This is a genomic window from Pantoea phyllosphaerae (genome assembly GCF_051025595.1).
Taxonomy (GTDB): domain Bacteria; phylum Pseudomonadota; class Gammaproteobacteria; order Enterobacterales; family Enterobacteriaceae; genus Pantoea.
The window spans coordinates 1-26068 of sequence record NZ_JBPFDE010000016.1; the positions used below are offsets into that span (position 1 = coordinate 1).

Annotated in this window: 23 protein-coding genes and 1 pseudogene; 6 read left to right on the forward strand and 18 right to left on the reverse strand. The window is 59.8% G+C overall.

What is annotated here, in order from left to right; translation table 11 throughout:
• Nucleotides 1–253 precede the first annotated feature (253 nt).
• From hemG to pepQ, 4 genes are read right to left on the reverse strand one after another with little or no spacing between them, the layout of a single operon-like run.
• Entirely contained in the window at nucleotides 254–790 is a 537-nt protein-coding gene (gene hemG, locus ACR6A7_RS17940; protein WP_434126513.1) for a menaquinone-dependent protoporphyrinogen IX dehydrogenase, read from the reverse strand.
• A gap of 18 nt (nucleotides 791–808) precedes the next feature.
• Nucleotides 809–2260: a Trk system potassium transporter TrkH gene (trkH, locus tag ACR6A7_RS17945; protein ID WP_434126515.1), complete on the reverse strand. Its 1452-nt coding sequence runs from the start codon at nucleotides 2258–2260 to the stop codon at nucleotides 809–811.
• A 25-nt stretch (nucleotides 2261–2285) separates the two neighbouring features.
• Nucleotides 2286–2903 carry an IMPACT family protein gene (locus tag ACR6A7_RS17950; protein ID WP_434126517.1) on the reverse strand — a complete coding sequence of 206 codons (618 nt, stop codon included), beginning with the start codon at nucleotides 2901–2903 and terminating at the stop codon, nucleotides 2286–2288.
• Nucleotides 2903–4234, reverse strand: a complete 1332-nt coding sequence (pepQ, locus tag ACR6A7_RS17955) for a Xaa-Pro dipeptidase (protein WP_434126519.1) — start codon at nucleotides 4232–4234, stop codon at nucleotides 2903–2905. The genes ACR6A7_RS17950 and pepQ overlap by 1 nt, the downstream gene beginning before the upstream one ends.
• Nucleotides 4235–4418: 184 nt before the next feature.
• Here pepQ and fadB point away from each other — a divergent pair, with 184 nt between their 5' ends.
• Entirely contained in the window at nucleotides 4419–6602 is a 2184-nt protein-coding gene (fadB, locus tag ACR6A7_RS17960) for a fatty acid oxidation complex subunit alpha FadB (protein ID WP_434126521.1), read from the forward strand.
• Nucleotides 6603–6611: 9 nt separating this feature from the next.
• Nucleotides 6612–7775 carry an acetyl-CoA C-acyltransferase FadA gene (gene fadA / locus ACR6A7_RS17965; RefSeq protein WP_434126523.1) on the forward strand — a complete coding sequence of 388 codons (1164 nt, stop codon included), beginning with the start codon at nucleotides 6612–6614 and terminating at the stop codon, nucleotides 7773–7775.
• 63 nt (nucleotides 7776–7838) lie between these two features.
• Here fadA and fre read toward each other — a convergent pair whose 3' ends face one another.
• From fre to pepE, 3 genes are all read right to left on the reverse strand, one after another.
• The gene (gene fre / locus ACR6A7_RS17970) at nucleotides 7839–8540 is read right to left on the reverse strand and encodes an NAD(P)H-flavin reductase (protein ID WP_434126525.1); all 702 of its coding nucleotides are present in this window, start codon (nucleotides 8538–8540) and stop codon (nucleotides 7839–7841) included.
• 41 nt (nucleotides 8541–8581) lie between these two features.
• Nucleotides 8582–10066, reverse strand: coding sequence for a 4-hydroxy-3-polyprenylbenzoate decarboxylase (ubiD, locus tag ACR6A7_RS17975; RefSeq protein ID WP_434126527.1), 1485 nt, complete (start codon nucleotides 10064–10066; stop codon nucleotides 8582–8584).
• 79 nt (nucleotides 10067–10145) lie between these two features.
• Entirely contained in the window at nucleotides 10146–10871 is a 726-nt protein-coding gene (gene pepE, locus ACR6A7_RS17980) for a dipeptidase PepE (protein ID WP_434126529.1), read from the reverse strand.
• 197 nt (nucleotides 10872–11068) lie between these two features.
• On the opposite strand from pepE, the gene rfaH reads away from it, so the two are divergent.
• Nucleotides 11069–11557, forward strand: coding sequence for a transcription/translation regulatory transformer protein RfaH (rfaH, locus tag ACR6A7_RS17985; RefSeq protein ID WP_033754660.1), 489 nt, complete (start codon nucleotides 11069–11071; stop codon nucleotides 11555–11557).
• Here the strand turns inward: rfaH and tatD are convergent.
• The 10 genes from tatD to udp all read right to left on the reverse strand — a co-directional run bounded on the left by tatD (nucleotide 11554) and on the right by udp (nucleotide 20882).
• Nucleotides 11554–12336, reverse strand: a complete 783-nt coding sequence (gene tatD / locus ACR6A7_RS17990; protein ID WP_434126531.1) for a 3'-5' ssDNA/RNA exonuclease TatD — start codon at nucleotides 12334–12336, stop codon at nucleotides 11554–11556. The genes rfaH and tatD overlap by 4 nt on opposite strands.
• 95 nt (nucleotides 12337–12431) lie before the next feature.
• On the reverse strand, nucleotides 12432–13196 hold the full coding sequence (tatC, locus tag ACR6A7_RS17995; protein WP_434126533.1) for a Sec-independent protein translocase subunit TatC: 765 nt from the start codon (nucleotides 13194–13196) through the stop codon (nucleotides 12432–12434).
• Between the two features lie 2 nt (nucleotides 13197–13198).
• The gene (gene tatB, locus ACR6A7_RS18000; protein WP_434126535.1) at nucleotides 13199–13741 is read right to left on the reverse strand and encodes a Sec-independent protein translocase protein TatB; all 543 of its coding nucleotides are present in this window, start codon (nucleotides 13739–13741) and stop codon (nucleotides 13199–13201) included.
• A gap of 3 nt (nucleotides 13742–13744) precedes the next feature.
• Entirely contained in the window at nucleotides 13745–13999 is a 255-nt protein-coding gene (tatA, locus tag ACR6A7_RS18005; RefSeq protein WP_033754649.1) for a Sec-independent protein translocase subunit TatA, read from the reverse strand.
• Nucleotides 14000–14112: 113 nt separating this feature from the next.
• The gene (gene ubiB, locus ACR6A7_RS18010) at nucleotides 14113–15750 is read right to left on the reverse strand and encodes a ubiquinone biosynthesis regulatory protein kinase UbiB (RefSeq protein ID WP_434126537.1); all 1638 of its coding nucleotides are present in this window, start codon (nucleotides 15748–15750) and stop codon (nucleotides 14113–14115) included.
• Nucleotides 15747–16352: a ubiquinone biosynthesis protein UbiJ gene (gene ubiJ / locus ACR6A7_RS18015; protein WP_434126539.1), complete on the reverse strand. Its 606-nt coding sequence runs from the start codon at nucleotides 16350–16352 to the stop codon at nucleotides 15747–15749. The genes ubiB and ubiJ overlap by 4 nt, the downstream gene beginning before the upstream one ends.
• A gap of 12 nt (nucleotides 16353–16364) precedes the next feature.
• Nucleotides 16365–17123 carry a bifunctional demethylmenaquinone methyltransferase/2-methoxy-6-polyprenyl-1,4-benzoquinol methylase UbiE gene (gene ubiE / locus ACR6A7_RS18020; protein ID WP_103797471.1) on the reverse strand — a complete coding sequence of 253 codons (759 nt, stop codon included), beginning with the start codon at nucleotides 17121–17123 and terminating at the stop codon, nucleotides 16365–16367.
• Between the two features lie 75 nt (nucleotides 17124–17198).
• A complete protein-coding gene (rmuC, locus tag ACR6A7_RS18025; protein ID WP_434126542.1) occupies nucleotides 17199–18698 on the reverse strand; it encodes a DNA recombination protein RmuC in 1500 nt (499 codons plus the stop codon).
• A 96-nt stretch (nucleotides 18699–18794) separates the two neighbouring features.
• Nucleotides 18795–20063: a tetratricopeptide repeat protein gene (locus tag ACR6A7_RS18030; protein ID WP_434126544.1), complete on the reverse strand. Its 1269-nt coding sequence runs from the start codon at nucleotides 20061–20063 to the stop codon at nucleotides 18795–18797.
• 63 nt (nucleotides 20064–20126) lie between these two features.
• Complete coding sequence (gene udp, locus ACR6A7_RS18035; protein WP_434126546.1) at nucleotides 20127–20882, reverse strand: uridine phosphorylase; 756 nt, start codon at nucleotides 20880–20882, stop codon at nucleotides 20127–20129.
• A 302-nt stretch (nucleotides 20883–21184) separates the two neighbouring features.
• Between udp and ACR6A7_RS18040 the strand changes: the two genes are divergently transcribed.
• A complete protein-coding gene (locus ACR6A7_RS18040; RefSeq protein ID WP_434126548.1) occupies nucleotides 21185–22012 on the forward strand; it encodes a dienelactone hydrolase family protein in 828 nt (275 codons plus the stop codon).
• Between the two features lie 55 nt (nucleotides 22013–22067).
• Here the strand turns inward: ACR6A7_RS18040 and metE are convergent, their stop codons facing one another.
• Complete coding sequence (metE, locus tag ACR6A7_RS18045) at nucleotides 22068–24344, reverse strand: 5-methyltetrahydropteroyltriglutamate--homocysteine S-methyltransferase (protein WP_434126550.1); 2277 nt, start codon at nucleotides 24342–24344, stop codon at nucleotides 22068–22070.
• Nucleotides 24345–24486: 142 nt separating this feature from the next.
• On the opposite strand from metE, the gene metR reads away from it, so the two are divergent.
• Both metR and ACR6A7_RS18055 read left to right on the forward strand, forming a co-directional pair.
• Nucleotides 24487–25413 carry an HTH-type transcriptional regulator MetR gene (gene metR / locus ACR6A7_RS18050; RefSeq protein WP_434126552.1) on the forward strand — a complete coding sequence of 309 codons (927 nt, stop codon included), beginning with the start codon at nucleotides 24487–24489 and terminating at the stop codon, nucleotides 25411–25413.
• Nucleotides 25414–25469: 56 nt separating this feature from the next.
• Nucleotides 25470–25928, forward strand: a pseudogene (locus tag ACR6A7_RS18055) (YehS family protein); the annotation flags it as partial.
• Nucleotides 25929–26068: the final 140 nt, after the last annotated feature.

Consider the following 26068-nt stretch of genomic DNA (forward strand, 5'->3'; position numbering starts at 1 on the left):
TAAAGAGCGGTGCAGTCAGCGGCTGTGCCTGCTGCTGCGAGGTGGCGTATATTACGCTACTCTCCTTCGGAGTCAACTCCTTTTTTCAGGAAGTTTATCCGGCGGCTCAGCTTCCTGAGCCTCCTGAACACCGCCTTCCGTAAGCCGTTGCGCCGTGTCAGTGGAGGCGCATTATAGGGAGTTCTGCCGGGCTGACAAGTGCTAATTTAAAAAAAATTCTCGTTCGCATTAATTTTCAGCAGATCGCTGTTAATCACGCCGATTTGGCGGGCAATTGAGCAAATTCCTGTGCAAAACGCCCTACCTGATGCCAGTCGGTATACTCCACCTCTTTTGTTTTATCCGTTTCTCCGCCGGTCATGCGCATAATCAGCTGGATCATCACCCGGTCGAACCAGCGGTAGCGCGGATAGCGCAGCGCGCCGGCGAACACTGCGCAGCAGTCTGGCTGCCACGGCGACTGCTGTAAGAACTTACGCGTATAGGCGTTGGTCTGCGGTGAGCGCTTCTCCGGTTTGCGCGCGGTCAGATTCACGCAAAAAAAGCCGCTTACGCGCATCTCCAATTCACGCAGATGTGTTTTAACGAATTTCGCCACTGCCGGATGGAAATTGCCGTAGCGAATTGAGGCACCAATCAGCACGCGATCGTATTGCGCCCAGTCAATCGAATCGGCATGCAAAATATTGAGGACGTCGCACGCCTGCCGCGCTTTCATTTCATTAGCAATATAAGAGGCAATTTCGCGCGCTTGCCCGTCGCGGCTGGAAAAGAGAATTAACGCTTTCATCGTGACTTCCTGTTTTGCTTATTCACGCCAGAAGGTCGGCGTAAAGAGGACTAATAAGGTAAAGACTTCAAGACGCCCGAACAGCATGGTCGAGATCAGGATCCATTTCGCCACATCATTCATTGACGTAAAGTTATCCGCCACTACCCCCAGGCCGGGTCCCAGGTTGTTCAGGGTCGCCGCAACCGCCGCAAAGGCGGAAAAGTCATCGACGCCGGTGGCGATAATCGCCAGCATGCTGACCAGAAACACCAGCGCATAGGCCGAGAAGAATCCCCACACCGCTTCCAGAATGCGTTCCGGCAGCGCGCGATTGCCAAGCTTAATGGTATAAACCGCATTCGGGTGCACCAGACGCTTCAGCTCGCGCGAGCCCTGCTTGCACAGCAGCAGAATGCGGATCACCTTCAGCCCCCCGCCGGTCGATCCCGCCATGCCGCCGATAAAAGCAGAACAGAGCAGCAGCACAGGCAGGAACAGCGGCCAGCGCGCAATGCTGTCGGTAGTGAATCCTGCCGTAGTCGCCATCGAAACGACCTGGAAGAAGGCCTGATTAAGCGTTTGCCAGCCGCTGGCGTATACGTTATGAAACCAGAGCACCAGCGTACAGATGACCACCAGCGTCAGCTGCACGCCAATAAAGGTGCGAAATTCTGGGTCGCGCCAGTAGACACGCAGGTTGCGATTACTGAGCAACGAGAAGTGCAGGCCGTAGTTACAGCCGGAGATCAGCAGAAAGACAGCGACAATGGTATTGATGGTGCCGCTGTTGAAATAGCCGATGCTGGCGTCGTGCGTGGAAAAACCGCCGATAGCGATGGTGGAGAAACTGTGCCCTATCGCGTCAAACAGCGGCATGCCGGCCAGCCAGAGCGCCACCGCGCAGGCGACCGTCAGCAACACATAGATCAGCCACAGCGTTTTGGCCGTTTCCGCAATTCGCGGGCGCATCTTATTATCTTTTAGCGGCCCCGGCATTTCCGCACGGTAGAGCTGCATGCCGCCGACGCCCAGAATAGGGAGAATCGCCACCGCCAGCACAATGATCCCCATTCCCCCCAGCCATTGCAGCATTTGCCGATAAAAGAGAATGGCTTTCGGCATGCTGTCGAGCCCCACCAGCGTAGTTGCGCCGGTAGTGGTCAGGCCGGAAAAAGATTCGAAGAACGCGTCGGTTACGGAGAGATGCGGCTGCTCGGCGAAGATAAAAGGCATCGCCCCCACGCTGCCGAGCACCGTCCAGAACAGCACGACGATCAGGAAGCCTTCGCGCGGCTTCAGCTCGGTGCGCTGTTTGCGGTTCGGCCACCACAGCAGCGAGCCGATCGCCAGCGCCATCAAAAAAGTCTGGCTAAACGCGCGCCCGGCACCGTCGCGATAAATTAAAGCCACCAGTCCCGGCACAATCATGGTGACGGAAAAGAGGATCACCAGCAGACCGACAATGCGAGTAATGGCGCGAAAATGCATTCAGCCGTTCCTTAGAAAAGAGTTGTCAGGGTGTTAACGGGTCGAGGCTCAGCGCGCCCCGGCTAAAGTCAGAAAGCGTTTGTCTGAACGCCTCGATGTGCGCATAGGGCAATGCCAGCGTCAGCGCGATGCGGTCAAGGTAGGCAATCTCATCAATGCGGCCGTCAAACCTGCCCAGCAGCCGTTCAATATCACCGAGCTGAGCATAGTCGCACTTTAGCGCATAGCGCTTCATCGGTACTTTGCGCGTGCGCGCCAGCTGCCTGAGCCCCTGCTGTACACCGCCGCCGTAGGCTTTTACCAGACCGCCGGTGCCGAGCATAATGCCGCCGTAGTAACGCACCACCACCGCAGCGATCTCGCCGATATTCGCGCCCATCAGCTGTGCCAGCATCGGTTTTCCCGCCGTGCCGGAGGGTTCGCCGTCATCGGAGAAGCCCAGCTGCTGTGAATCGTGCGGCGCGCCCGCGACCCAGGCCCAGCAGTGGTGGCGCGCGTCCGGATGTTCGCTTTTCACCTGCTGAACAAAGGCGCGCGCCGCTTCTACGCCGTCGGTATGGGCCAGCAGCGTAATAAAGCGGCTTTTCTTAATCGTCTCCTCGCTGATGCTGACAGCATCAGCGGGAATATCGTAAGCGTCCATCAGGCAAGGTGCAGATCGCGCGTCATGTTCTCAATGCGGTTGGCATGCACCACCACGTTGTCTTCAATGCGGATGCCGCCGTAAGGCTTCAGCGCGTCAATCGCCTGCCAGTAAAGATACTGGCTGAATCGACCTTCACGAAGCGGCGCCAGCAGCGACTCGATGATATAGAAGCCTGGCTCGATGGTCAGCACCATGCCCGGCTCCAGCACGCGCGTGCAGCGCAGATAAGGATACTGCGCCGGCGCCGCGAGATGGGTACCCGCTTCATCCTGCATAAAGCCTGCGACGTCATGAACCTGCAATCCGAGCGGATGACCCAGCCCGTGCGGCATAAAGGGGCCGGTGATGTTCTCCGCCACCAGCGCCTCTTCGCTGATGCCTTGTGCCAGGTCGAACTTCAGCAGCAGCTTCGCAATGCGCTGATGCATCTGCAGATGATAGTCGGTGTAGCGTACGCCCGCTTTCAGCGTGCCGATCAGCGCCAGCTCTTCGCTGTTCATCGCCGCGACCAGGCTGGCGTAAAGCGAATCCTTCTGCGCTGCGTAGCTGCGCGTTAAATCGGCAGCGTAGCCAAGGTATTCCGCACCTGCGTCAAGAAGAAAGCTGTGACGCTTCGCTGGCGGCAGGTGATCAAGCCGGGTGTAATGCAGCACGGCGGCATGTTCGTTAAGGGCGACGATATTGCCGTAGGGCACGTCGATATCGCGATGGCCAGTCGCCGTCAGGTAGGCCTGATTGATATCGAACTCGCTGAGGCCAGAGAAAAAGGCCTCTTTCGCGGCGCGGTGTCCAGCGACAGCGAGCTTTTGCGCCTCGCGCATGCAGGCCAGCTCGTAATCTGTTTTGATGCTGCGGTGGTAGTGAAGAAAATCGATCACCGCTTTCGGATTGGTGTTATCAGCGCTGATGCCAAGCTGTGCGGCGCGCTGCACCACCGGCCCGATATAGGCGATATTGTCGCGCTGCGCGGGCAGCAGTTGCCCAATCTCGTCGGCGCTTTTCAGCCCGACTACGTCAATAGCGTCGGTCCAGAAACTGTTCGGCAGCGGCTCGACGTTATGCCAGTAATCAACCGGCGAGTAGAACCAGAGTTTCGGCTTATTGACGCCGTCGATCAGGAGCCAGCAGTTCGGCACCTGCGTCACCGGCACCCAGGCTTTGAACTGAGGATTCACCTTAAAGGGATAGTCATGATCGTCGAGAAAAACCGTCAGCAGTTCGCCGGAATGAATCAACATCGCATCCAGTTTATTGCGCGCCAGCACCTGCTGCGCCCGCTGTTGCAGCGTGGTGATATGCGTCTGATACAGCGTTTTCAGTGAATCCATTGCTCGCTCTCCCGTGTCGCGAAAATCGCCGCAGTGTAGCACAGCCGCCGCCTGAACGCCGCGTTCCCGACGCTGTGATCCTGTTAGCAAATAAGCAAACTTTGGTTTGCAAAAAATTAACACGAATCCCACACTCCTGATCATCTGGTATGACCAGATCCCCTTTCGCGATCAGGAGACGCACATGCTCTACCAAGGCGATACCCTTTCCCTGCGCTGGCTCGAGGACGGCGTCGCTGAGCTGCGGTTCGACGCCCCCGGCTCAGTCAATAAACTCGACACCCGCACCGTTGCCAGCCTCGGCGAAGCGATTGGCGTACTGGAGCAGCAGACCTCACTGCGCGGCGTACTGCTGAGCTCGGCTAAGCCCGCCTTTATCGTCGGCGCCGATATTACTGAATTTCTCTCGCTGTTCGACGCGCCGGCGGAAAAGCTCAGCCAGTGGCTTGCTTTCGCCAACAGCATCTTTAACCGGCTGGAAGATCTGCCGGTGCCGACCATCGCCGCGATAGACGGCTATGCGCTGGGCGGCGGGTGCGAATGCATTCTGGCGACCGATCTGCGCGTCGCCACGCCTGGCGCGCGCATCGGCCTGCCGGAAACGCGGCTGGGCATTATGCCGGGCTTCGGCGGCAGCGTGCGCCTGCCGCGTCTGCTGGGTGCCGATGCCGCGCTGGAGATTATCGCCGCCGGAAAAGATGTCGACGGCGCCAGCGCGTTGAAACTTGGCCTGGTTGATGCGGTAGTCAGCAGCGATAAGCTGCATGCTGCCGCGCTCGCTATGTTGAAAGAGGCTATCACCCAGGGCGACTGGCAGGCGCGCCGCGCGCCGAAGCTGGCGCCGCTGCGCCTCAGCCCAATTGAAGCGGCCATGAGCTTTACCGTGGCTAAAAACGTCGTGCTGCAGACCGCAGGCAAACACTATCCTGCGCCGCTCACCGCGGTCAAAACCATTGAGGCTGCCGCCGCGCTGGGGCGCGACGATGCGCTGAAGCTGGAAACCGCCGCCTTCGTGCCGCTGGCGCAGAGCGATGAAGCGCGGGCGCTGGTCGGCATTTTCCTTAACGATCAGTATGTCAAAGGGCTGGCGAAAAAGTACGCCAGCGCCAGCAGCGCGCCGGAACAGGCGGCGGTGCTGGGGGCGGGTATTATGGGCGGCGGCATCAGCTATCAGTCGGCATGGAAAGGCGTGCCGGTGAAGATGAAGGATATTCAGCCGCAGGCGCTGACGCTGGGCATGAACGAGGCGAGCAAGCTGCTGAATAGACAGCTGGAGCGCGGCAAGATCGACGGCGGCAAGCTGGCCAGCACCATCGCCATGATCCAGCCTACGCTCGACTATGCCGGTTTCGAGCGCGCCGATATCGTGGTCGAAGCGGTGGTCGAGAATCCGCAGGTCAAAGCGAAAGTACTGGCGGAAACCGAACAGCATCTGCGCGCGGATGCGGTACTCGCCTCCAATACCTCGACGATTCCCATCAGCCAGCTGGCCCAGGCGCTGCAGCGTCCGGAAAATTTCTGCGGCATGCACTTCTTTAATCCGGTACCACGCATGCCGCTGGTAGAGGTGGTGCGCGGCGAGAAGAGCAGCGACGCCACCATCGGCAAAGTGGTGGCCTGGGCGAGCAAAATGGGCAAGACGCCGATTGTCGTCAATGACTGTCCCGGTTTCTTCGTCAACCGCGTGCTTTTCCCCTACTTCGCCGCCTTCGGCCTGCTGCTGCGCGACGGCGCGGACTTCCGTCAGATCGATAAGGTGATGGAAAAGCAGTTCGGCTGGCCGATGGGCCCGGCGTGGCTGCTGGACGTGGTCGGCATCGATACCGCGCATCACGCGCAGCGCGTGATGGCGGAAGGTTTTCCGACGCGCATGCAGAAAGAGTACCGCGACGCTATCGACGTTCTGTTCGATGCGGGACGCTATGGCCAGAAGAACGGCAAAGGCTTTTACCGCTGGGAGACGGATCGCAAAGGCAAAGCGAAAAAAGCGGTCGATCCCGAGGTGGACGCGCTGCTTAACCCTGTTTGCGCCGCTACGCGCGTCTTCAGCGACGAAGAGATCCTTAATCGCATGATGATCCCGATGCTGAACGAAGTGGTGCGCTGCCTGGAGGAGAAGATCGTCGCCTCGCCGGCCGAAGCCGATATGGCGCTGGTCTACGGCCTCGGCTTTCCGCCGTTCCGCGGCGGCGCGCTGCGCTATCTCGACACGCTCGGCAACGGCAACGTGGTGGATCAGGCCAGACGCTACGGCGATCTGGGCGCGCTCTACCAGCTGCCTGACCTGCTGCTGCAGAAGGCGCATCAGCGCGAAAGCTGGTACCCGGCGGTTCAACCTATCGACGAAGCGGCGCTGCAAAGCGCCTGAGGACAGAAGATGGAAAATGTGGTGATTATTGACGCGGTCCGCACGCCGATGGGCCGTTCCAAAGGCGGCGCCTTTCGTCAGGTGCGCGCGGAGGATCTCTCCGCGCATCTGATGCGCGAGCTGTTAAGCCGCCATCCGGCGCTTAATCCCGCCACGCTGGACGACATCGTGTGGGGCTGCGTGCAGCAGACGCTGGAGCAGGGCTTTAATATCGCGCGCAACGCCGCGCTGCTGGCGGAAATTCCCCATCGCGTGCCGGCGACCACCGTCAATCGCCTGTGCGGATCGTCGATGCAGGCGCTGCACGATGCGGCGCGCGCCATTATGGTCGGCGACGCGCACGCCTGCCTGGTCGGCGGCGTCGAACATATGGGTCACGTGCCGATGAGCCACGGCGTCGATTTTCATCCCGGACTGGGCCGCACGGTCGCGAAAGCGGCGGGCATGATGGGTCTGACCGCCGAGATGCTGGCGCATATGCACCATATCGGCCGCGAACAGCAGGACGCCTTTGCGCTGCGCTCTCATCAGCGCGCCTGGGCCGCGACGCAGCGCGGCGATTTTCGCCGGGAGATCGTGCCGACCTACGGACACGACGCCGACGGCGTGCTGAAGCGCTACGATGTTGACGAGGTGATCCGCGAGGAGACCAGCCTCGAAGGGCTGGCGGCGCTGAAGCCGGCGTTCGATCCGGTGAACGGCACGGTCACGGCGGGCAGCTCGTCGGCGCTCTCCGACGGCGCCGCCGCGCTGCTGGTGATGAGCGAAAGCCGCGCGCGCGAACTGGGGATGACGCCGCGTGCGCGCGTCAGAAGCATGGCGGTCATTGGCTGCGATCCGTCGATTATGGGCTACGGTCCGGTGCCCGCCAGCAAGCTGGCGCTGAGGCGCGCCGGACTAAGCGTAGAGGATATCGACATATTCGAGCTGAACGAGGCGTTCGCCGCGCAGACTTTGCCCTGCATTAAAGATCTGGGTTTGCTGGATCGGCTGGACGATAAGGTGAACCTGAACGGCGGCGCCATCGCGCTCGGTCATCCGCTCGGCTGCTCCGGCGCGCGCATCAGCGCCACGCTGCTGAACATTATGGAACGACGCGATGCCCAGTTCGGCCTGGCCAGCATGTGCATCGGCTTAGGCCAGGGCATCGCCACCGTATTTGAGCGTCTGTAATACGTTGGATCACGTTGGAAGTCAGTTCCCGCCCGTCAGAGGCGGGTTTTTTCTGCCTGACGTCTAAATAAAGGCGAAGGCGTCACCGAACATCTGCGCTTCTTTTGCGCCACGCTCGGCGCAGAAGCGGTCGCGAGCGATCTTCGCCATCTCAAAGCGGCCAGCGATATAGATATCATGCTCCGCCAGGGTGGCGAAATCCTGCATTACCGCCGTCAGCACCGTGCCGGAACGTCCCTGCCAGCCCTCTTCGGGCTGTTCGACCACCGGCACTACGCGCAGATTAGGGTGCTTCACCGCCAGCGCATTGAGCTCGTCGAGATCGTAGAGGTGCTGTAGTTCGCGACCGCCCCAGTAAATAGCGATTTCGCGATCCGGCTGCTGCGCCAGCGCGGTCAGCAGGATAGAGCGCGCATAGGAGAAGCCGGTACCGCCAGCGATCAGGATAATCGGACGCGTGCTCTCTTCCCGCAGCCAGGCGTCGCCGTGCGGAATATCCACGGTGATCTGCCGGTCGTCGCGGATGCGATCCATCACCGCCATGGCGTAGAGATTGAGATCGGAGGCGCCGATATGCAGCTCAATAATCTCTTTTTCCATCGGCGTCGAGGCGAGCGAGAACGGACGCTTGTCGCGCTCGTCCATCACCACCATCAAATACTGCCCGGCGCGGAAGGTAAAATCCGCTTCGGGTATCAGGCGGACGCGATACACGGTCTCGGTAATCGCTTCAACTGAAGTTACTTTACAGCTTAAAATCGTCATGCGTTCCCTCTGTCGGGTCGTCATTAGGGTTGTGCGCGCCGTCAGCGCTGCGGCGGCTGAGTAAAGATGCCTAAGTCATCCCAGATCGCGTCGATGCGCGCCGTGACGGCGGGATCTTTCACGATCGGTCGTCCCCACTCGCGCTGGGTCTCGCCCGGCCATTTATTGGTGGCGTCCAGGCCCATCTTGGAGCCCAGGCCGGAAACCGGCGAGGCGAAGTCCAGATAGTCGATAGGCGTGTTTTCCACCAGCACCGTGTCGCGTGCCGGATCCATACGGGTGGTAATGGCCCAGATCACATCGTTCCAGTCGCGTGCGTTAACATCATCGTCACACACAATAACAAATTTGGTGTACATGAACTGCCGCAGGAATGACCAGACGCCGAACATCACGCGCTTTGCGTGGCCTGCGTACTGTTTTTTCATCGTCACGACCGCCAGGCGATAAGAGCAGCCCTCCGGCGGCAGATAGAAATCCACAATCTCCGGGAACTGCTTAATCAGGATCGGCACCAGCACTTCGTTCAGCGCGACACCCAGCACCGCTGGCTCATCGGGCGGACGGCCAGTATAGGTGGAGTGATAGATGGCGTTCTGCCGTTGCGTAACGTGCGTGACGGTGAAAACCGGAAAGCTATCCACTTCATTGTAGTAGCCCGTATGGTCGCCATAAGGCCCTTCAGGCGCCATATCGCCCGGCTCAATGTAACCTTCCAGCACGATCTCCGCGCTGGCGGGCACTTCCAGATCGTTGGAGAGGCACTTCACCACTTCCGTTTTATTACCGCGCAGCAGACCGGCGAAGGCGTACTCCGACAGCGTATCTGGCACCGGCGTGACCGCGCCAAGAATGGTGGCGGGATCGGCGCCGAGAGCGACGGAAACGGGAAAACGTTCGCCAGGATGAGTCTGGCACCACTCCTGATAATCGAGCGCGCCGCCGCGATGGGAGAGCCAGCGCATGATCAGTCGGTTTTTACCAATCACCTGCTGCCGATAGATGCCCAGATTTTGCCGCTCTTTATGCGGCCCGCGCGTGACGGTCAGCCCCCAGGTGATCAGCGGCGCGGCGTCGTCCGGCCAGCATTTCATCACCGGAATGCGCGACAGGTCGACCTCATCGCCGCTGAACACCACCTCCTGGCAGGGGGCGTTGCGTAGCCGTTTGGTTGGCATGTTCAGCACCTGTTTGAACTGCGGCATCTTGTCGAACAGATCGCGAAAGCCTTTCGGCGGCTCCGGCTCTTTGAGAAACGCCAGCAGCTTGCCGACTTCGCGCAGCGCGCTGACCTCTTCCTGGCCCATGCCCATCGCCACGCGTTTCGGCGTGCCGAACAGGTTGCACAGCACCGGCATGTCATAGCCTTTGGGATTTTCAAACAGCAGCGCCGGTCCGCCCGCGCGCAGCGTGCGGTCGGCAATTTCCGTCATTTCCAGCTCAGGATCGATAGCGTGGCTAATGCGCTTTAACTCGCCGCGCTGTTCCAGCAGCGTAAGGAAGTCTCGTAAATCGTGATATTTCATGCGGCCTTCGCTTCCAGCCAAAGTGAATCGGCCATTATAGGGCCGATTCTTAAGGCGTGTTGGATTTTATGCAGCAACCTCAGTCGCAGCGGAAGGGAACCAGCGCCTGCAGCGCCGTGGCGTCGCGGCAGCTCTGAATCGGCTGATGATGGCGAAAAATTTTAAAATCCTCGCCGCGCACGCTGAAATAAGCGAGCTGGTTTTCATGCACATGCAGAAAACTGCCTTCGCGCAGCGCAATCACCGACTCCTCGGGATTGACGGCGCAAAACTCCGCCAGACGTTCGTCGCGCGTTTCGCCCATATGTCCGCTGGCGTGCGCGTCAAGGTAGTGCGGGTTAATCTGAACCGGAAACAGGCCCAGCGCAGGCAACACCACACTGCTGCGCACCGGCATATCGTTGGTGGTGCGAATCGAGGGCGTCGCTACGTTGCAGCCCGCGCTCCATCCGACGTAAGGCACCGCCCGTTCACGCACGGCGCGCTGGATCGCCACAATCAGACCGTTCTCGTGTAGCATCTGATTCAGCAGCCAGGTATTGCCGCCGCTGACCAGAATCAGCTCTGCCTGCTCAATGGCGGCCACTGGCGTCGCGAAATCCTGCACGCAGCGCACGGTAACGCCCAGCGACGCGCTCAGCTCGGCCGCGCGCTGTTGATGGTCGCCGCGAATAATGGCGTAAGGCACCAGCACCGCCGAACGGATGCCGCGCTGAGCGATCATCGCATGCAGCTGCGGCTGCGCGTAGCCAAGCAGCGGCGCATCGTCGGCCAGCCTGCCGTTGCTTAATAAAAACAGTTCCATCAGCAGATCCTTGTCGCAAACGTTATGAGCCACGAGTCTGAACCAGCGCACCGCCGCTCGTCAATTTTCCCGCCTGTGTCGGGCTGTTTGCAGAAACCCCGGCCACTTTACCCGCTTCGGCATCTTTCCAGGCTGCGATGCGCTATAACTCTGGCAGCAGGTTTGCTATTCTTAGCGTCCATCCAATGGGAGCATTTATGGAATCCTGGTACTTACTCTATTGCAAACGTGGACAGCTGTTGCGCGCGAAAGAGCATCTTGAGCGGCAGGAGGTGCATTGCCTCAGCCCGATGATCGCTCTGGAAAAAGTGGTGCGCGGCAAACGGACCACCGTGAGTGAGCCCCTGTTTCCTAACTACCTCTTTATCGAGTTCGATCCGGAAGCGATTCATACCACGACCATCAGCAGCACGCGCGGTGTCAGCCACTTCGTGCGCTTCGGCACGCTACCTGCAACGGTGCCTTCCGCTGTTATTGAAGCGCTGCAAACCGATGTGCCGCAAACGCTGATCGATCCGGAGACGCCGCAGGTCGGCGATGAGGTCATCATCACCGAGGGGACCTTTGAAGGCCTGCGCGCCATTTTCGCCGAGCCCGATGGCGAAACGCGCTCTATGCTGCTGCTTAACCTGCTAAATAAACAGGTAATGCGCAGCGTCGACAACAAGCAGTTCCGCAAGCTTTAGGGCAGACGGAACAGCGCGCGCGCGTTACGATCTACCTGCTGCGCCAGCGCCTCCTGCTCTTCTCCGCGCCACTTCGCCACCTGCTGCACGATATGCGGCAAAAAACAGGGTTCATTACGACGCGACGTCGGCCGCGGATGCATATCGCGCGGCAGCAGCCAGGGCGCGTCCGTCTCCAGCAGCAGTCGCTCTGCCGGGATCAGCGGCAGCATCTCCCGCAGCGCCATACCGCGACGCTCATCACAGACCCAGCCAGTAATGCCTACCGACAGACCCATCGCCAGACAGGCCTCCAGCTCGTCGCGCGTGCCGGTAAAGCAGTGTACCACCGCGCCCGGCAGCTTCGGCAGCCAGGGTGCCAGCACCGCCGCAAAGCGATCATGCGCCTCGCGACAGTGCAGGAAAACCGGCATATTCAGCTCGGCGGCCAGCGCCAGCTGCGCGTCGAAGGCATACTCCTGCTGCTCGTGCGCAGCAAGGTTGCGGTTGAAATCGAGGCCGCATTCGCCAATCGCCACCACCTGCGGCCGCTCTGCCAGGCGCCGCAGCGTATTGGCCGTCTCATTCGACCATTCGCTGGCGTGATGCGGATGCACACCCGCCGTCGACCAGCAGAAGTCGGGCTGACGCTCGGCCAGCCGCTGCGCCTGCTGGCTCTCCAGCGCATTGGTCCCGGTGATTAACATGCCGGTGACGCCCGCTTCGCGCGCACGCTTTACCACCTTGTCGCGGTCGGCGGCGAATTGCGTGCTGGTCAGGTTTACACCGATATCAAACATAATCTTTCCCATAGCTTATTAAACAAAAACCGCCCAGATGGGCGGTTCGGTAACAGGGTCTACCCGCCAGGCGCGGGAAAGATACTGATAACGGGTCAGGAATCGGTATGCTGTTCCTGTTCCTCTTCCTGCGCCCGCCGTCCCTTCCCGACGTAGTAACGGGAAAAGAATACGCCGACTTCAAACAGGCAGTACATCGGAATAGCGAGCAAAGTTTGCGAGAAAACGTCCGGCGGTGTGAGCAGCATCCCAACAACGAACGCGCCGACCAGAATATAGGGGCGTTTCTTTTTCAAATCTTCCGGCGTAGTGATACCGGTCCAGCAGAGCAGCACAATCGCCACCGGCACCTCGAACGCCACGCCGAATGCCATAAACAGCGTCATGACGAAATCGAGGTAGTTGGTGATGTCGGTCGCGATGGTCACGCCCTGCGGCGCGGTTTTGGCGAAGAAGCCGAACGCCAGCGGAAAGACGATGAAGTAAGCGAAGGCGACGCCGACGTAAAACAGCAGGGTGCTGGAGAAGAGCAGCGGCATCACCAGCCTGCGTTCATGCCGGTAGAGCGCTGGCGCAACAAAAGCCCATACCTGATAGAGGATCACCGGCACCGCGAGAAACACCGACACGATGATGGTGAGCTTAATCGGCGTGAAAAACGGAGAGGCAACGTCGGTCGCGATCATGCTGGCGCCGGCCGGCATCTGGCTGATCAGCGGCGAAGCGACCAGGTGATAGATGTCGTTGGCGAAATAGATCAGCGCCATGAAAATCGCAAACACCGCGACGATGCAGTACAGCAGACGCTTACGTAGCTCAATTAAGTGGCTGATAAGCGGTTGGGTATCTTCAACGGCCATGGTTATCGTTCATCACTTGCAGAAGAGGTTGTTGTCGGACTGCGCGGCGCGGCCGGCGTCGAATTAACAACCGCCGCCTGCGGGTTCACATCGGTTTTAGCGGCTTCAGCGGCCTCCGTTGCCGCTTCCGGCGTCTGTGCCGGCGCGCTGGCCTGAGTATGGGCCGTCGCTGGCGTTACGGATTCTGCCGCGCGCTGCTGAGGGGCATGGATGGTATTGGCTTCATCCTCGGCTTTTTCGGTATCGATGCTCTGCTGCACCGAACGCTTCATGGAATCAGCCGTTTTGCGCAGCTCTTCCATCGACTCTTTCAGCTCCGGCGACAGGGTGCCGCGGCTCGCCTCTTCCACCTTTTTCAGGCTGTCCTGCAGCTCCTGCAGTTTCAGCTCCTGCGCCAGCTCGTGCTGCACGTTGGCGGCCAGCGAGCGCATCGCACGAATCCAGCCTACTACGGTTTTTACCGCAACCGGCAGTCGCTGCGGGCCGAGAACAATTAGCCCGATCACGAACACCAGTACCAGTTCACTAAAACCAATGTCGAACACGGTTTACACCTGCTTGTCGTTTTTGACGTCTTCTTTGTTAGCCGAAGTTTGCTGTTTGTCTGCCAGCGTTTTGGCATTGAAATCAGCGTCCTGCTGGTTTGGATGATCCTTTTTCTCATCCTCATCGCTCATGGCTTTTTTAAAGCCCTTGATAGAGGAACCGATATCGGAACCCAGATTTTTTAACTTATTGGTGCCAAACAGGAGTACAACGATGACGGCAATAATTAATAATTGCCAGATACTGATACCGCCCATGAGATAGTGCCTCTGATGTTGCGAGAAAATTAAGAAGAGTAATGTCAGCCAAAAGCCCTGATGACGCCGGGCTTAAGGCTGCGACATTACCGCGATTCAGGCGTGGCTGACAATTAGTTTGTCTTGCGCCAGCCGATTAGCCAGGCAACGAAACCCGCCGCCATTAACAAAGCCGGAAAAAAATCCCAGTCCGGGCGGCTCAGTAATACGGCCGTACCGCTGAGCAGCAGGGTGGCGCCGACGCCGAACAGATAGCGCGCTTTATGATGTTGCGTCCGCTGGGCGTGCATATCCTTGCTCAGCTTATCGACGCTGTGCTGCAAAAGTTTATGATGCCGCATGCTTTCATAAAACAGTTCTGGCAGTTCCGGCAGCTTCTCCGCCCAGAAAGGCGCTTTTTCTTTTACTGCGCGCAGGATTGCCGGCAGACCAATCTGGTCCTTAATCCACTCTTCCAGGAATGGCTTGGCGGTTTTCCACAGGTCGAGCTGCGGATAGAGCTGGCGGCCGATGCCTTCGACATAGAGCAGCGTTTTTTGCAGCAGCACCAGCTGCGGCTGCACTTCCATATTGAAGCGGCGCGCGGTACTGAAGAGGTTAAGCAGCACGTGGCCGAAAGAGATCTCCGCCAGCGGCTTTTCGAAAATGGGTTCGCACACGGTGCGGATAGCGAACTCAAAATCTTCGACGTTGGTATCGGGCGGCACCCAGCCTGAATCGACGTGCAGCTCCGCCACTTTGCGGTAGTCCCGGTTGAAGAAGGCGATAAAGTTTTCCGCCAGATAGCGCTTATCCTCTTTGTTCAGCGAGCCGACGATGCCGCAGTCGATACCGATATATTGCGGATCTTCCGGATGGTCGTAGCTGACGAAGATATTGCCGGGATGCATATCGGCATGGAAGAAGCTGTCACGGAACACCTGCGTAAAGAAGACCTGCACGCCGCGCTCGGCCAGCAGCTTCATGTTGACGCCGTGCTGCTCCAGCGTGGCCACGTCAGAGATGGGAATGCCGTAAATGCGCTCCATCACCAGCATGGTTTCGCTGCAGTAGTCCGAATAGACTTCCGGCACGTAGAGCATGGGGCTATCTTCGAAGTTACGGCGCAGCTGAATGGCGTTGGCCGCTTCGCGCAGCAGATTCAACTCGTCGATCAGGGTCTTCTCGTAGTCGCGCACCACTTCCATGGGACGCAAACGACGTCCGTCCGGCAGCAGCCGCGCCACCAGGCGCGCCAGACGATAGATCAGCTTCATGTCCGCGCGGATCACCGGCAGGATGTCCGGGCGAATCACCTTGATCACGACCTTCTTGCCGGTGGATTTCAGCGTGGCGGTGTGCACCTGCGCAATGGATGCCGAGGCCAGCGGTTTGATATCGAAATCATCGAACCAGGTTTCTACCGGGCCGCCGATCGATTTTTCAATCTGCTCTTTGGCCTTAACCCCGTCGAAGGGTGCCACGCGATCCTGCAGGATAGCGAGCTGATCGGCGATCACGGGCGGAAAAAGGTCGCGACGCGTGGAGAGCATCTGGCCGAACTTAATCCAGACCGGACCGAGCTGCTCCATCGCCAGGCGCATACGCACGCCGATCTCTTCATCTTTATGACGGTTAGGCAGCCAGAAAATCGTGCGGCGCCACAGGCGCAGCGGAATGGTAAGGCGCATGCGGGGGATCAGTTCATCAAGACCGTAGGTCAAAAAGATCCTGATAATGAAATATAAACGGCGAATCTCTCCAAACGTCATTTCGCCTCCAGCTGCGCTAAACGCGCCGTGAGCGCATCAAGCGAACGTTCCATCGCGTCTACCTCCTCAGAAAACCACGCCAGTTCCAGCGCGCCCGGCGCGACGCGCCACTCTTCGGTTAACGCCTGTCCCAGATAATCCTGACGGCGCGCGACCTCGCCGCGTAACAGCCGCAGGGCGCGCTGCGCCGCCTGGCTGACGCCCTGCGCGGCGATATCGCCAATCCAGGGCGCGAGATATTCGGCCGGGTCCAGCTCCGCCAGATCGATGAGGGCGGAAAAGCGCTGCACCACCTGCAGATCGCCTTCGACCTGCAGCTCGCCGCTGCGGATCAGGCTGGTCAGCTGCTGTCGATCGCGCAGCTTCGGCAGGGTTTTCAGCTGCGTAATCACAATGCAGTCGCTGCTGTCCTGCCAGTCGCTCAGCACGTCAAGCTGCTGTTCGCTGAAGACCAGCACCAGCGGATGGGAGAGCTCCTCGAGACGTAGCGTCAGCACCTGTCCTGCCAGGCGCTGACGTGCGGCTTTCAGGCCGCGATCGCGATAGAGCATGCGGTTTAGCGCGGTCTCAAGACCGGCGGTAATCAAGGGCGTCAAGCGCATCACCATATCCGGTTAAAACTTAAATCCACGATGCAGCGCGACGATGCCGCCGGTCATGTTGGAATAAGTGGTGTTCTCGAATCCGGCGTCGTTCATCATCGCCTTCAGGGTCTCCTGATCGGGATGCATGCGGATCGACTCTGCCAGATAGCGGTAGCTTTCGGCGTCCTGCGCCACCAGCTGACCGACGCGCGGCAGAATATGGAACGAATAGGCGTCGTAGGCTTTGCTGAGAGGATCGAGCACTGGTTTAGAGAACTCCAGCACCAGCAGGCGTCCGCCTGGCTTAAGCACGCGGAACATTGACGCCAGCGCCTTCTCTTTGTCGGTCACGTTGCGCAGGCCGAAAGAGATGGTGATGCAGTCGAAATAGTTATCCGGGAAGGGCAGCGCTTCGGCATTGGCCTGCACATAGCTGACGTTGCCGACTACGCCGAGATTGCGCAGCTTGTCGCGGCCCATTTTCAGCATGGAGCTGTTGATGTCCGCCAGCACCACCTGGCCGGTGTCGCCGACCAGACGGGAAAACTTCGCCGTCAAATCGCCGGTGCCGCCTGCCAGATCGAGCACGCGCTGACCGCGACGCACGCCGCTGCTGTCGATGGTAAAACGCTTCCAGATGCGATGGATGCCAAAGGACATCAGATCGTTCATCAGGTCATATTTCGCCGCTACGGAGTGAAACACGTCCGCGACTTTGTCAGCTTTTTCGCTTTTGGCGACCGTCTGAAAGCCAAAATGGGTAGTTTCCTGCTGTGATTCATCTGCCATCGGTTTTACCTGTTCCACAAACAATACTTCCCGAAGTGTATCAGAGTCAGGGTAGTCAGGCACGCAACGACCCGCTTATTCGTGGAGCCGCCTCACACGCGTCTCCAGGCTTTCAGCAACGTCGTCTGGCGCCTCATGGTCATCCCATGCCTTTTCCGGCATCGCCTGCTCGACTAACTGCGGATTGATTGAGCGTTTAACTTCAACGCCCAGGGATTTAAACGCCTCGCTCTGCGCGATCAGGTTGCCGCGCCCTTCCGCCAGCTTTTTCATCGCCTCGCGGTAGCTGTTGTGCGCCTTATCCAGATTATGGCCGATGCCGCTCATATCATCGACGAACAGCCGCATCTTGTCGTAAAGCCGCGCCGCGCGATCGGCGATGCGCTGCGCGTTGCGGCTCTGATGCTCATAGCGCCACAGGTTGTTAATGGTGCGCAGCGCCACCAGCAGCGTTGTCGGGCTCACCAGCATAATGTTCTGCTGCAGCGCCTCGCTGATCAGCTCTGGCTGACGATCGATCGCCAGTAGAAAGGCTGGCTCGACCGGAATGAACATCAACACATAATCGAGCGAGCGTAAACCGGCCAGTTGTTGATAATCTTTACGGCCCAGCAGCCGAATATGACTGCGCACAGCGGCGACATGCTCCTGAAGCGCCTGCTCGCGCGTCACTTCATCTTCCGCGTTGAAGTAGCGCTCATAGGCCACCAGCGTCATCTTGGCGTCAACCACCACATCTTTGCCCTGCGGCAGCCGCACGATCACATCCGGTTGCATTCTGCCCTGCTGTTCCGACTGCAAACTGACCTGCGTCTGATACTCATGGCCTTCGCGCAGGCCTGACGCTTCCAGCACGCGGCTCAGCACCACTTCGCCCCAGTTGCCCTGAATCTTGTTGTCGCCTTTCAGCGCCCTGGTGAGGTTGATCGCCTCCTGCGCCATCTGCGCATTCAGCTGCTGCAGCTGGCGGATTTCGTGCGCCAGCGTGTGACGCTCACGCGCCTCCTGGCCGAAGCTGTCATGCACCTGGCGGCGAAACCCGTCCAGCTGTTCGCGCAGCGGGCCGATCAGGCTGTTCAGGCTCTGGCGGTTCTGCTCGTCGACGCGGCGGCCGCTGTTTTCGAAGATGCGGTTGGCAAGATTTTCGAACTGCGCGCTGAGGCGCTGCTCGCTGCTGGTGAGCAGGCGCTGCTTCTCTTCGGCGGCGAAGCGCGTCTCTTCAAGGCGGATGGTTACCTCGCGCAGCTCGGCCTCCTGCGCGCTGTTGACCTCTAGCTGGTTACGCAGCTCGCGGTTAAGCTGTTCGCATTCGCCGCGCCAGTAGTCGAGCTGTTGCAGCCGCTCCTGCGCGCCGCTCAGCGCGCCGTGCAGCTGGCGCAGCTCCTGTTCACGCTGCTGCAGCTGTTGCTGGAGCTGTTCAAGCTGCTGCTGCTGACGCTGCTGCGCCTCCTGCTGCAAACGCCGCTCGGTGGCAAAGCTGGCGGCCTGATGGCCAGCGCGCAGCTGCGCCAGCATCCAGCCGATACCCAGTCCGGCGAGCGCCAGACAGGCGCTAATAATAATCTGCTGATCCATGGTTCCCTCGCGACGCGCATTGCTCGGGAAAAGGTAAAGTCGGCCTGTATGAATGTCCAGACTATTTTCGGGCGGTTTTCACCCCCACGGCAGGCGCTATAGCGCTTTGACCTGCAGCTCGCCCGCTTTCCATGCGTCGGTAAGGAAAAAGGGCATCGGCATCAGCCATTCATCCCCTTTTACCCGCGCCGGATAGACAAAGACGTTGCCGCCCCAGGTGAACGCCACGGACTGCGTCTCTCCCTCTTTCACCGTCGCCTTGCCCGCCATGCTGGCAAAGCCGGCGTTGCTGCCAACGTGGAATTTCTCCATGCGCCAGCGCACCGGCGCGTGCGGCGGCCAGGGCTGAGCCTGATGAAAACGGAAAATCTCATCGTGGCTCAGCAGGCTTTCGCGCACCGTCGGCCACAGCGCCGCCTTCAGGAAATATTGATCGGTAAAGCGCGCGCTGCCGCTGTAGCGGGCGATAAAGTCGCGCATCGCCTGTGCCATCTTGCTGAAGACGCCGTTACAGCCGCCCCACATGCCCGCCAGCAGCAGCTCGGTATGGGAAAAGTAGTCGCGCATATGGTGGAACCAGTACGGCGAGGCGAGCCAGGCGTCGACCGCCGCCGCTTCGCGCTCCGACAGCAGCGAGTCGGCGTCACGGATAATAAAGCGTTTGACGCCGGGATCGTCCATCACCAGAAAACGCCACAGCGTCGGGTAGATCGCCTTTTCCTGCGACATATCGACCAGGTCCACGTGCGGCTGATTGAGACGCTGCCACACATGCTGCGGCACGCTCTGATCGAGATAAATGCGGCAGCGCCAGCCGGGATAGAGTTGCTGCGCGACCTCAACGTTTTTAATCAGCGTTTCGCAGTAGCGCGGCTGACCGCCATAGAGGCTGAAGGCGATCGCGTTCTGTTCGGGTTTCGTCAGATCGATCGGTTCCGGCCGCGCCGCCGGGAAGGGATAACGCTGCCCCTGGCGAAAACGCGCGTCTGCGCCGTTCAGCGCTTCCAGGCCATATTTCGCCAGCGCCTCTCGCTTGCCCATCCAGCCGCACAGCTCCGCCAGCCCGTCCAGCCAGGTTTCCGAAGCGGTGGCGCGCACCGCAGGCGGCGCCTGATAGATTTTCTGATAGACGCGGTAAGATTTGCTGTAGTGGCCAAGCCGCATCAAGCAGAGCGCATAGTCGCTCAGTACCTGCATCTGATTTGGCATGATGCGCAGTACCTCTTCGCAGCAGCTGGCGGCGGCGGCGTAATCCTGCTGCGCCATATGCTGGCGAAAGCGGGCGGCGGCATTTTCAAGGCGCGCCTGCATGGCGGCGGGAGAAGCAGTTAAGGCGGATTTGTGTCGTGGCGGCGTGTGGCGCATCGGGCAATCCTCGCTTTTGCTGTAAAGAGCAACGGCAGCGCGCAGAAGCGCTGCCTGAAAGCGTTATAACAAACGGCGCGCCGCTTCGACCACAATTTTTACCGCATCGCTCTCGGTTTGCTTCATGGCGGCCGCATCCGGGATCTCTTTCTGGGTACGGTTGACGATGACGCCCGCCACCATGCCCGCGCGCAGCCCCTGGCTGGCGCACATCGTCAGCAGCGTCGCAGATTCCATCTCATAGTTAAGCACGCCCATCTGCTGCCACTCCTTCATTGAGTTCTGGAAGCGGCTGACCACGCGGCCGGAGAAGGTGTCGTAACGCTCCTGGCCTGGATAGAAGGTGTCAGACGATGCGGTTACGCCGATATGGGTGGTCGCGCCGCTCGCTTCTGCCGCCGCGACCAGCGCGGTGGTGCAGGCAAAATCCGCTACGGCGGGAAATTCCAGCGGCGCGAAGTGCTGGCTGGCACCGTCGAGGCGCACCGCGCCGGTAGTCACCAGCACGTCGCCGACGTTAATGTGCGGCTGAATAGCACCGGTGGTGCCGACGCGCAGGAAGGTGCGCACGCCAAGCTGCGCCAGCTCCTCTACTGCGATAGAGGTTGACGGGCCGCCGATACCGGTGGAGCAGACTACCACTGGCTTACCGTCCAGCTTCGCCAGCCAGGAAGTGAACTCCCGGTGCGACGCCAGCGGCTGGGCATCCGCCATCAGTCCGGCAATTTTCTTTACGCGCTCCGGATCGCCGGGAACGATTGCCAGGGTCGCGCCCTGCAGATCGGCTTTGGTCAGGCCAAGGTGGAAAACGTCAGACATAGCAAACTCCTGAACAGGGAAGTGAAGCGCGCCACTCTACGTCAGCGCAGCGCAAATTTGTGTGATAACAGTCACTATCAAAAATGAAAGTTACATTTTACATAGAAAGCAATGAGATCTGAGTCACATAACCAAGCCATTCAGAACGCCATTGCTACAAGCTGTGTGCGTCGGGCTTCGCAGCAATGTTAAAGAGGAGAGTGTTTTTGCTTGCTCCCTACTCTGTACCCGGTCTCTGGTCCAGGCGTCATCTGGCCAGGCTATAGTTACGTGATTGCGCTACTGCCAGCACGGAGAAAAAAATGAAAACCGAAGACAATATGGCACAAAAATCATCGACGGGCGGCTTTGCACCTGCAGTCCAGCCGACCGCCTCAACCACGATTCACACCGACAGCCCGGATATCCAGGCAGGCGAAACCTCAGTGCCGAGCCAGGGCGAAAATATGCCCGCTTACTACGCCAGACCGAAAGAGGCGAACGGTCCGCTGCCGGTAGTGCTGGTGGTGCAGGAGATCTTTGGCGTGCACGAGCATATCCGTGATATCTGCCGTCGGCTGGCGCTGGAGGGCTATCTGGCCGTGGCGCCGGAACTCTATTTCCGCGAAGGCGATCCGAACGATTATAACGATATCCCCACCCTGTTCAGCGAGCTGGTCAGCAAAGTGCCGGACAGCCAGGTGCTCTCCGATCTCGACCATGCCGCCAACTGGGCCGGCCGCAACGGCGGCGATATTCGCCGCATGGGCATTACCGGCTTCTGCTGGGGCGGTCGCATCAGCTGGCTTTATGCCGCGCACAATCCGCAGCTGCGCGCTGCCGTCGCCTGGTATGGTCGCCTCATCGGCGAGAAAACCATGAAGCAGCAGAAGCATCCGATCGATATCGCCGTGGATCTCGGCGCGCCGGTGCTGGGCCTCTACGGCGGCCAGGACGATGGCATTCCGCTCGAGAGCGTGGAGCAGATGCGTCAGGCGCTGCACGCCGCTAACGCCAAAGCGGAGATCGTCGTCTATCCCGATGCGGGCCACGCCTTCAACGCCGACTATCGTCCGAGCTATCACGCCGAATCGGCGCAGGATGGCTGGGCGCGCATGCTGACGTGGTTTAAGCAGTTCGGCGTCGCCTGATGACGCACGCAATAAAAAAGGGGCGCCGCAGCGCCCCATCCTCAGCAGCAACACCTTACACTCCGGCGTTTTCGCCGCGCAGTCTCTTCGCCGCCTCGACCATGTTCGCCAGCGCCTGACGGGTTTCCGTCCAGCCGCGCGTTTTCAGGCCGCAATCTGGGTTGACCCACAGACGCGCTTCCGGGATGCACTGCGCGGCTTTACGCAGCAGATTCTCCATCCACTCGACGCTCGGCACGTTCGGCGAATGAATATCGTAAACGCCGGGGCCGATTTCGTTCGGATACTCAAATACTTTAAAGGCTTCCAGCAGATCCATATCGGAACGCGAGGTTTCGATAGTGATGACGTCGGCATCCAGCGCCGCGATGGACGCCATGATGTCGTTGAATTCGCAATAACACATATGGGTGTGGATCTGGGTGTCGTCTTTCGCCACCGCGGCGTTAAGGCGGAAGGCGTCTACCGCCCATGTCAGGTAGGCGGCCCAGTCAGACTGGTGCAGCGGCAGGCCTTCGCGCAGCGCCGGCTCGTCAATCTGGATAATGCCGATGCCCGCCGCTTCGAGATCGGCGACCTCGTCGCGCAGCGCCAGCGCGATTTGCTTCGCAATGGTTTCACGCGACACGTCTTCGCGCGGGAAGGACCAGCAGAGAATGGTTACCGGGCCGGTCAGCATTCCTTTCACCGGCTTGCTGGTCAGCGACTGCGCATAGGTCGCCCACTCCACGGTAATCGGCCGCGGACGGCTGACGTCGCCGATAATCACCGGCGGCTTGACGCAGCGCGAGCCGTAACTCTGTACCCAGCCGTTCTGGGTGAAGACGAACCCCTCCAGGTTCTCGCCGAAATACTCCACCATATCGTTACGCTCCGCTTCACCGTGCACCAGCACGTCGAGGCCCAGACGCTCCTGTTCGGCGATCGCCTGTTTGATATGCTGCGCGATGCCGGTGCGGTAGCTGCTGCCGTCGATATTGCCTTTTTTGAAGTCGAGGCGTAGCCCGCGGATCTCAGTGGTCTGGGGAAAGGAGCCGATGGTAGTGGTCGGCCAGGCGGGCAGATTAAAGCGGCTGCGCTGGGCACGGGCGCGGACGGCGTAAGCGCTGGCGCGTTCGGTATCCTGCGCGGAGATCGCCGCCAGACGCCTGCCGACCGCCGCGTTGTGGACGCGGCTGGAGTGGGCGCGATGGCGAATGGGCGCACTCCAGGCCTCCAGCGAGGCCGCGTCGTTATGGTTGAGCGCGTCGCTCAGCAGCTTTAGTTCGCTGCATTTCTGCAGCGCGAAGGCGAACCAGCTTTTGACTTCATCGTCGAGGCGGGTCTCTGCATTCAGATCGATCGGGCTGTGCAGCAGCGAACATGAGGTGCCGATCCACAGCCGTTCACGCTGGCCGACCAGCGGCTGTAGGCGTTCGAACCAGCGGCTCAGGTCGGCGCGCCAGACGTTGCGGCCGTTGATAACGCCCAGCGACAGCAGCCACGTCGCCGGCAGCAGCTGGTTTAGCTGCGCAAGGTCGTCGCGACCGTGCACCAGATCGACATGCAGCCCCTGCACCGGCAGCGCGCGAATGACCTCAAGGTTCTGCCCGATGCTGTCGAAATAGGTGGTCAGCAGCAGCTTCACGTTGCCCTGCAGCGCCTGGTAAGCGGGCCTGAACGCTTCGCGCCACGCCTGCGGCAGCTCCAGCGACAGCGCCGGCTCGTCAATCTGCACCCACTCGACGTCGCGCTTTTTCAGCTCGGCCAGCAGCTGCTGGTAAACCGGCAGAAGATCATTCAGCAGCGACAGGCGATCAAACGGCTCGCCTTTAACTTTGCCGAGCCAGATATAGGTCACCGGGCCGAGCAGCACCGGCTTCACCTTGTGGCCCAGCGCCAGCGCCTCGTCCACTTCGTCCAGCAGCTGGGTCCAGGCGAGCCTGAACGACTGGCCTTTTGTGAACTCCGGCACGATATAGTGATAGTTGGTGTTAAACCATTTGGTCATCTCGGCGGCGGCGGCAGGTTCGCCGGTGGGCGCCCGGCCGCGCGCAATGCGAAACAGCGTATCGAGGTCAATGGACCCGTCTTTATTCTGATGGCGCGCCGGAACGTTGCCCAGCATCAGGCTGGTGGTCAGCACATGATCGTACCAGGCGAAATCGCCTACCGGCAGCAGATCCACGCCCGCCTCTTTCTGCTGCAGCCAGTGGCGCGCGCGCAGTTCGCGTCCGGTCGCCAGCAGCTCTTGCTGGGTCGCCTTGCCCGCCCAGTAGCTCTCCTGCGCTTTTTTCAGTTCGCGACGCAGGCCGACGCGGGGAAAGCCAAGGCTGTGGTTCAGAATGGTCATACGCTGTTCTCCCGATAGTTTCTCTTTGGCTCAGTCTGGCAGCCAAAGATGTTTAGCCGTCCAGATGTTTACACCGCTATATTCTGCGGGTAGTGTATGTTGCTCAAGCGCAAATTGTTCAATCTCCATGTGAAGGACGCTCATGATCGAACTTAAGCACCTGCGGACGCTTCAGGCTCTGCGTAATACTGGCTCGCTGGCCGCCGCTGCCGCGCAGCTTCATCAAACGCAATCGGCGTTGTCGCATCAGTTCAGCGATCTCGAGCAGCGGCTGGGATTCCGCCTGTTCGTGCGCAAAAGCCAGCCGCTGCGCTTCACGCCGCAGGGTGAAATTCTGCTGCAGCTGGCGGAGCAGGTGCTGCCGCAAATTCAGCAGGCGCTACAGGCGTGCCACGAGCCTTATCAGGCGACGCTGCGCATCGCCATTGAGTGCCACAGCTGCATTCAATGGCTGACGCCGGCGCTGGACAACTTTCGCCAGAGCTGGCCGCAGGTAGTCATGGATTTTAAATCGGGCGTGACCTTCGATCCGCAGCCTGCGCTGCAGCAGGGCGAACTGGACGTGGTGCTGACCTCCGATATCCTGCCGCGCAGCGGCCTGCACTACACGCCGATGTTCGACTTCGAAGTGCGCCTGGTGCTGGCGCCCGATCATCCGCTGGCGCAGGTCGAGCACATTACCCCCGAGGACCTGGCGCAGGAGGTGTTGATGATCTATCCGGTGCAGCGCCAGCGGCTCGATATCTGGCGGCACTTTCTTCAGCCGGCAGGCGTCAGCCCGGCCCTGAAGAGCGTCGACAATACGCTGCTGCTGATTCAGATGGTGGCGGCGCGCATGGGCATCGCCGCGCTGCCACACTGGGTCGTAGAGAGTTTTGAAAAGCAGGGATTAATCGTGACGAAAACTCTGGGCGAAGGGCTGTGGAGCCGCCTTTATGCCGCCGTGCGCGATGGCGAGCAGCGTCAGCCGGTGCTGGAAGCCTTTACCCGCTTTGCGCGGCAGCACGCCTGCGAACACCTGCCGTTCGTGCGCGATGCGGCGATTCCTGGCGCGATTTTGCAACGCTGAGCCGCAAATTCCCCTATAATGCGCAGCCTGTTAAACGACCATGAGAAAATCTCACCATGACCAATAACGATATTTTGCGCAGCGTGCGCTTTATGCTGAATTTAAGCGATGCCAAAGTGGTAGAGATTTTCGCACTCACCGACTGTGAAGTTGCGCTGAGCGACGTGCAGGCCTGGCTGAAAAAAGAGGATGACGCCGCGTTTAAACCGCTGCCGGACGTGCTGATGGGCTATTTTCTCAACGGCCTGATTTTCTTCCGTCGCGGCAAAAGCGAAGAGATGCCAGCGCCCTCAATCGAACGCCGCATGAACAATAACATTTTTATGAAAAAACTGCGTATCGCGTTCGATCTGAAAACCACCGATATTCCGGCCGTGCTGGAAAAGGCGAACTTTACGGTTTCTCAGGCGGAAATTGGCGCCATTTTCCGCAAGCCGGATCATAAAAACTATCGCGAATGCGGCGATCAGATTATGCGTAACTTCTTAAAGGGCCTGACCCTGACGCTGCGCCCGACACAGCCGGTAAAAACCAGTCCGACGCAGGCGGTGAAAAGCGCGCCGTCTCAGGCCACTAAACCCCGTCCGACGCAGCCGGTAAAATCCTCCCCCTCGAAAACGGCGAAACCGCGCCCGACCCAGCCGCCAAAAGCAGG

Excerpts from the sequence above, each read along its gene's own strand:
- udp (WP_434126546.1), bottom strand. The coding sequence starts at position 20,882 with ATGTCTGACGTTTTCCACCTTGGCCTGACCAAAGCCGATCTGCAGGGC.
- trkH (WP_434126515.1), bottom strand. The coding sequence starts at position 2,260 with ATGCATTTTCGCGCCATTACTCGCATTGTCGGTCTGCTGGTGATCCTC.
- ACR6A7_RS18030 (WP_434126544.1), bottom strand. The coding sequence starts at position 20,063 with ATGCGCCACACGCCGCCACGACACAAATCCGCCTTAACTGCTTCTCCC.
- fadA (WP_434126523.1), top strand. The coding sequence starts at position 6,612 with ATGGAAAATGTGGTGATTATTGACGCGGTCCGCACGCCGATGGGCCGT.
- ubiJ (WP_434126539.1), bottom strand. The coding sequence starts at position 16,352 with ATGCGCTTGACGCCCTTGATTACCGCCGGTCTTGAGACCGCGCTAAAC.
- tatA (WP_033754649.1), bottom strand. The coding sequence starts at position 13,999 with ATGGGCGGTATCAGTATCTGGCAATTATTAATTATTGCCGTCATCGTT.
- hemG (WP_434126513.1), bottom strand. The coding sequence starts at position 790 with ATGAAAGCGTTAATTCTCTTTTCCAGCCGCGACGGGCAAGCGCGCGAA.
- ubiB (WP_434126537.1), bottom strand. The coding sequence starts at position 15,750 with ATGACGTTTGGAGAGATTCGCCGTTTATATTTCATTATCAGGATCTTT.
- rmuC (WP_434126542.1), bottom strand. The coding sequence starts at position 18,698 with ATGGATCAGCAGATTATTATTAGCGCCTGTCTGGCGCTCGCCGGACTG.
- ubiE (WP_103797471.1), bottom strand. The coding sequence starts at position 17,123 with ATGGCAGATGAATCACAGCAGGAAACTACCCATTTTGGCTTTCAGACG.
- fadB (WP_434126521.1), top strand. The coding sequence starts at position 4,419 with ATGCTCTACCAAGGCGATACCCTTTCCCTGCGCTGGCTCGAGGACGGC.
- tatC (WP_434126533.1), bottom strand. The coding sequence starts at position 13,196 with ATGGCCGTTGAAGATACCCAACCGCTTATCAGCCACTTAATTGAGCTA.
- pepE (WP_434126529.1), bottom strand. The coding sequence starts at position 10,871 with ATGGAACTGTTTTTATTAAGCAACGGCAGGCTGGCCGACGATGCGCCG.
- ACR6A7_RS17950 (WP_434126517.1), bottom strand. The coding sequence starts at position 2,903 with ATGGACGCTTACGATATTCCCGCTGATGCTGTCAGCATCAGCGAGGAG.
- fre (WP_434126525.1), bottom strand. The coding sequence starts at position 8,540 with ATGACGATTTTAAGCTGTAAAGTAACTTCAGTTGAAGCGATTACCGAG.
- metE (WP_434126550.1), bottom strand. The coding sequence starts at position 24,344 with ATGACCATTCTGAACCACAGCCTTGGCTTTCCCCGCGTCGGCCTGCGT.
- metR (WP_434126552.1), top strand. The coding sequence starts at position 24,487 with ATGATCGAACTTAAGCACCTGCGGACGCTTCAGGCTCTGCGTAATACT.
- tatD (WP_434126531.1), bottom strand. The coding sequence starts at position 12,336 with ATGTTTGATATCGGTGTAAACCTGACCAGCACGCAATTCGCCGCCGAC.
- pepQ (WP_434126519.1), bottom strand. The coding sequence starts at position 4,234 with ATGGATTCACTGAAAACGCTGTATCAGACGCATATCACCACGCTGCAA.
- ubiD (WP_434126527.1), bottom strand. The coding sequence starts at position 10,066 with ATGAAATATCACGATTTACGAGACTTCCTTACGCTGCTGGAACAGCGC.
- ACR6A7_RS18040 (WP_434126548.1), top strand. The coding sequence starts at position 21,185 with ATGAAAACCGAAGACAATATGGCACAAAAATCATCGACGGGCGGCTTT.
- rfaH (WP_033754660.1), top strand. The coding sequence starts at position 11,069 with ATGGAATCCTGGTACTTACTCTATTGCAAACGTGGACAGCTGTTGCGC.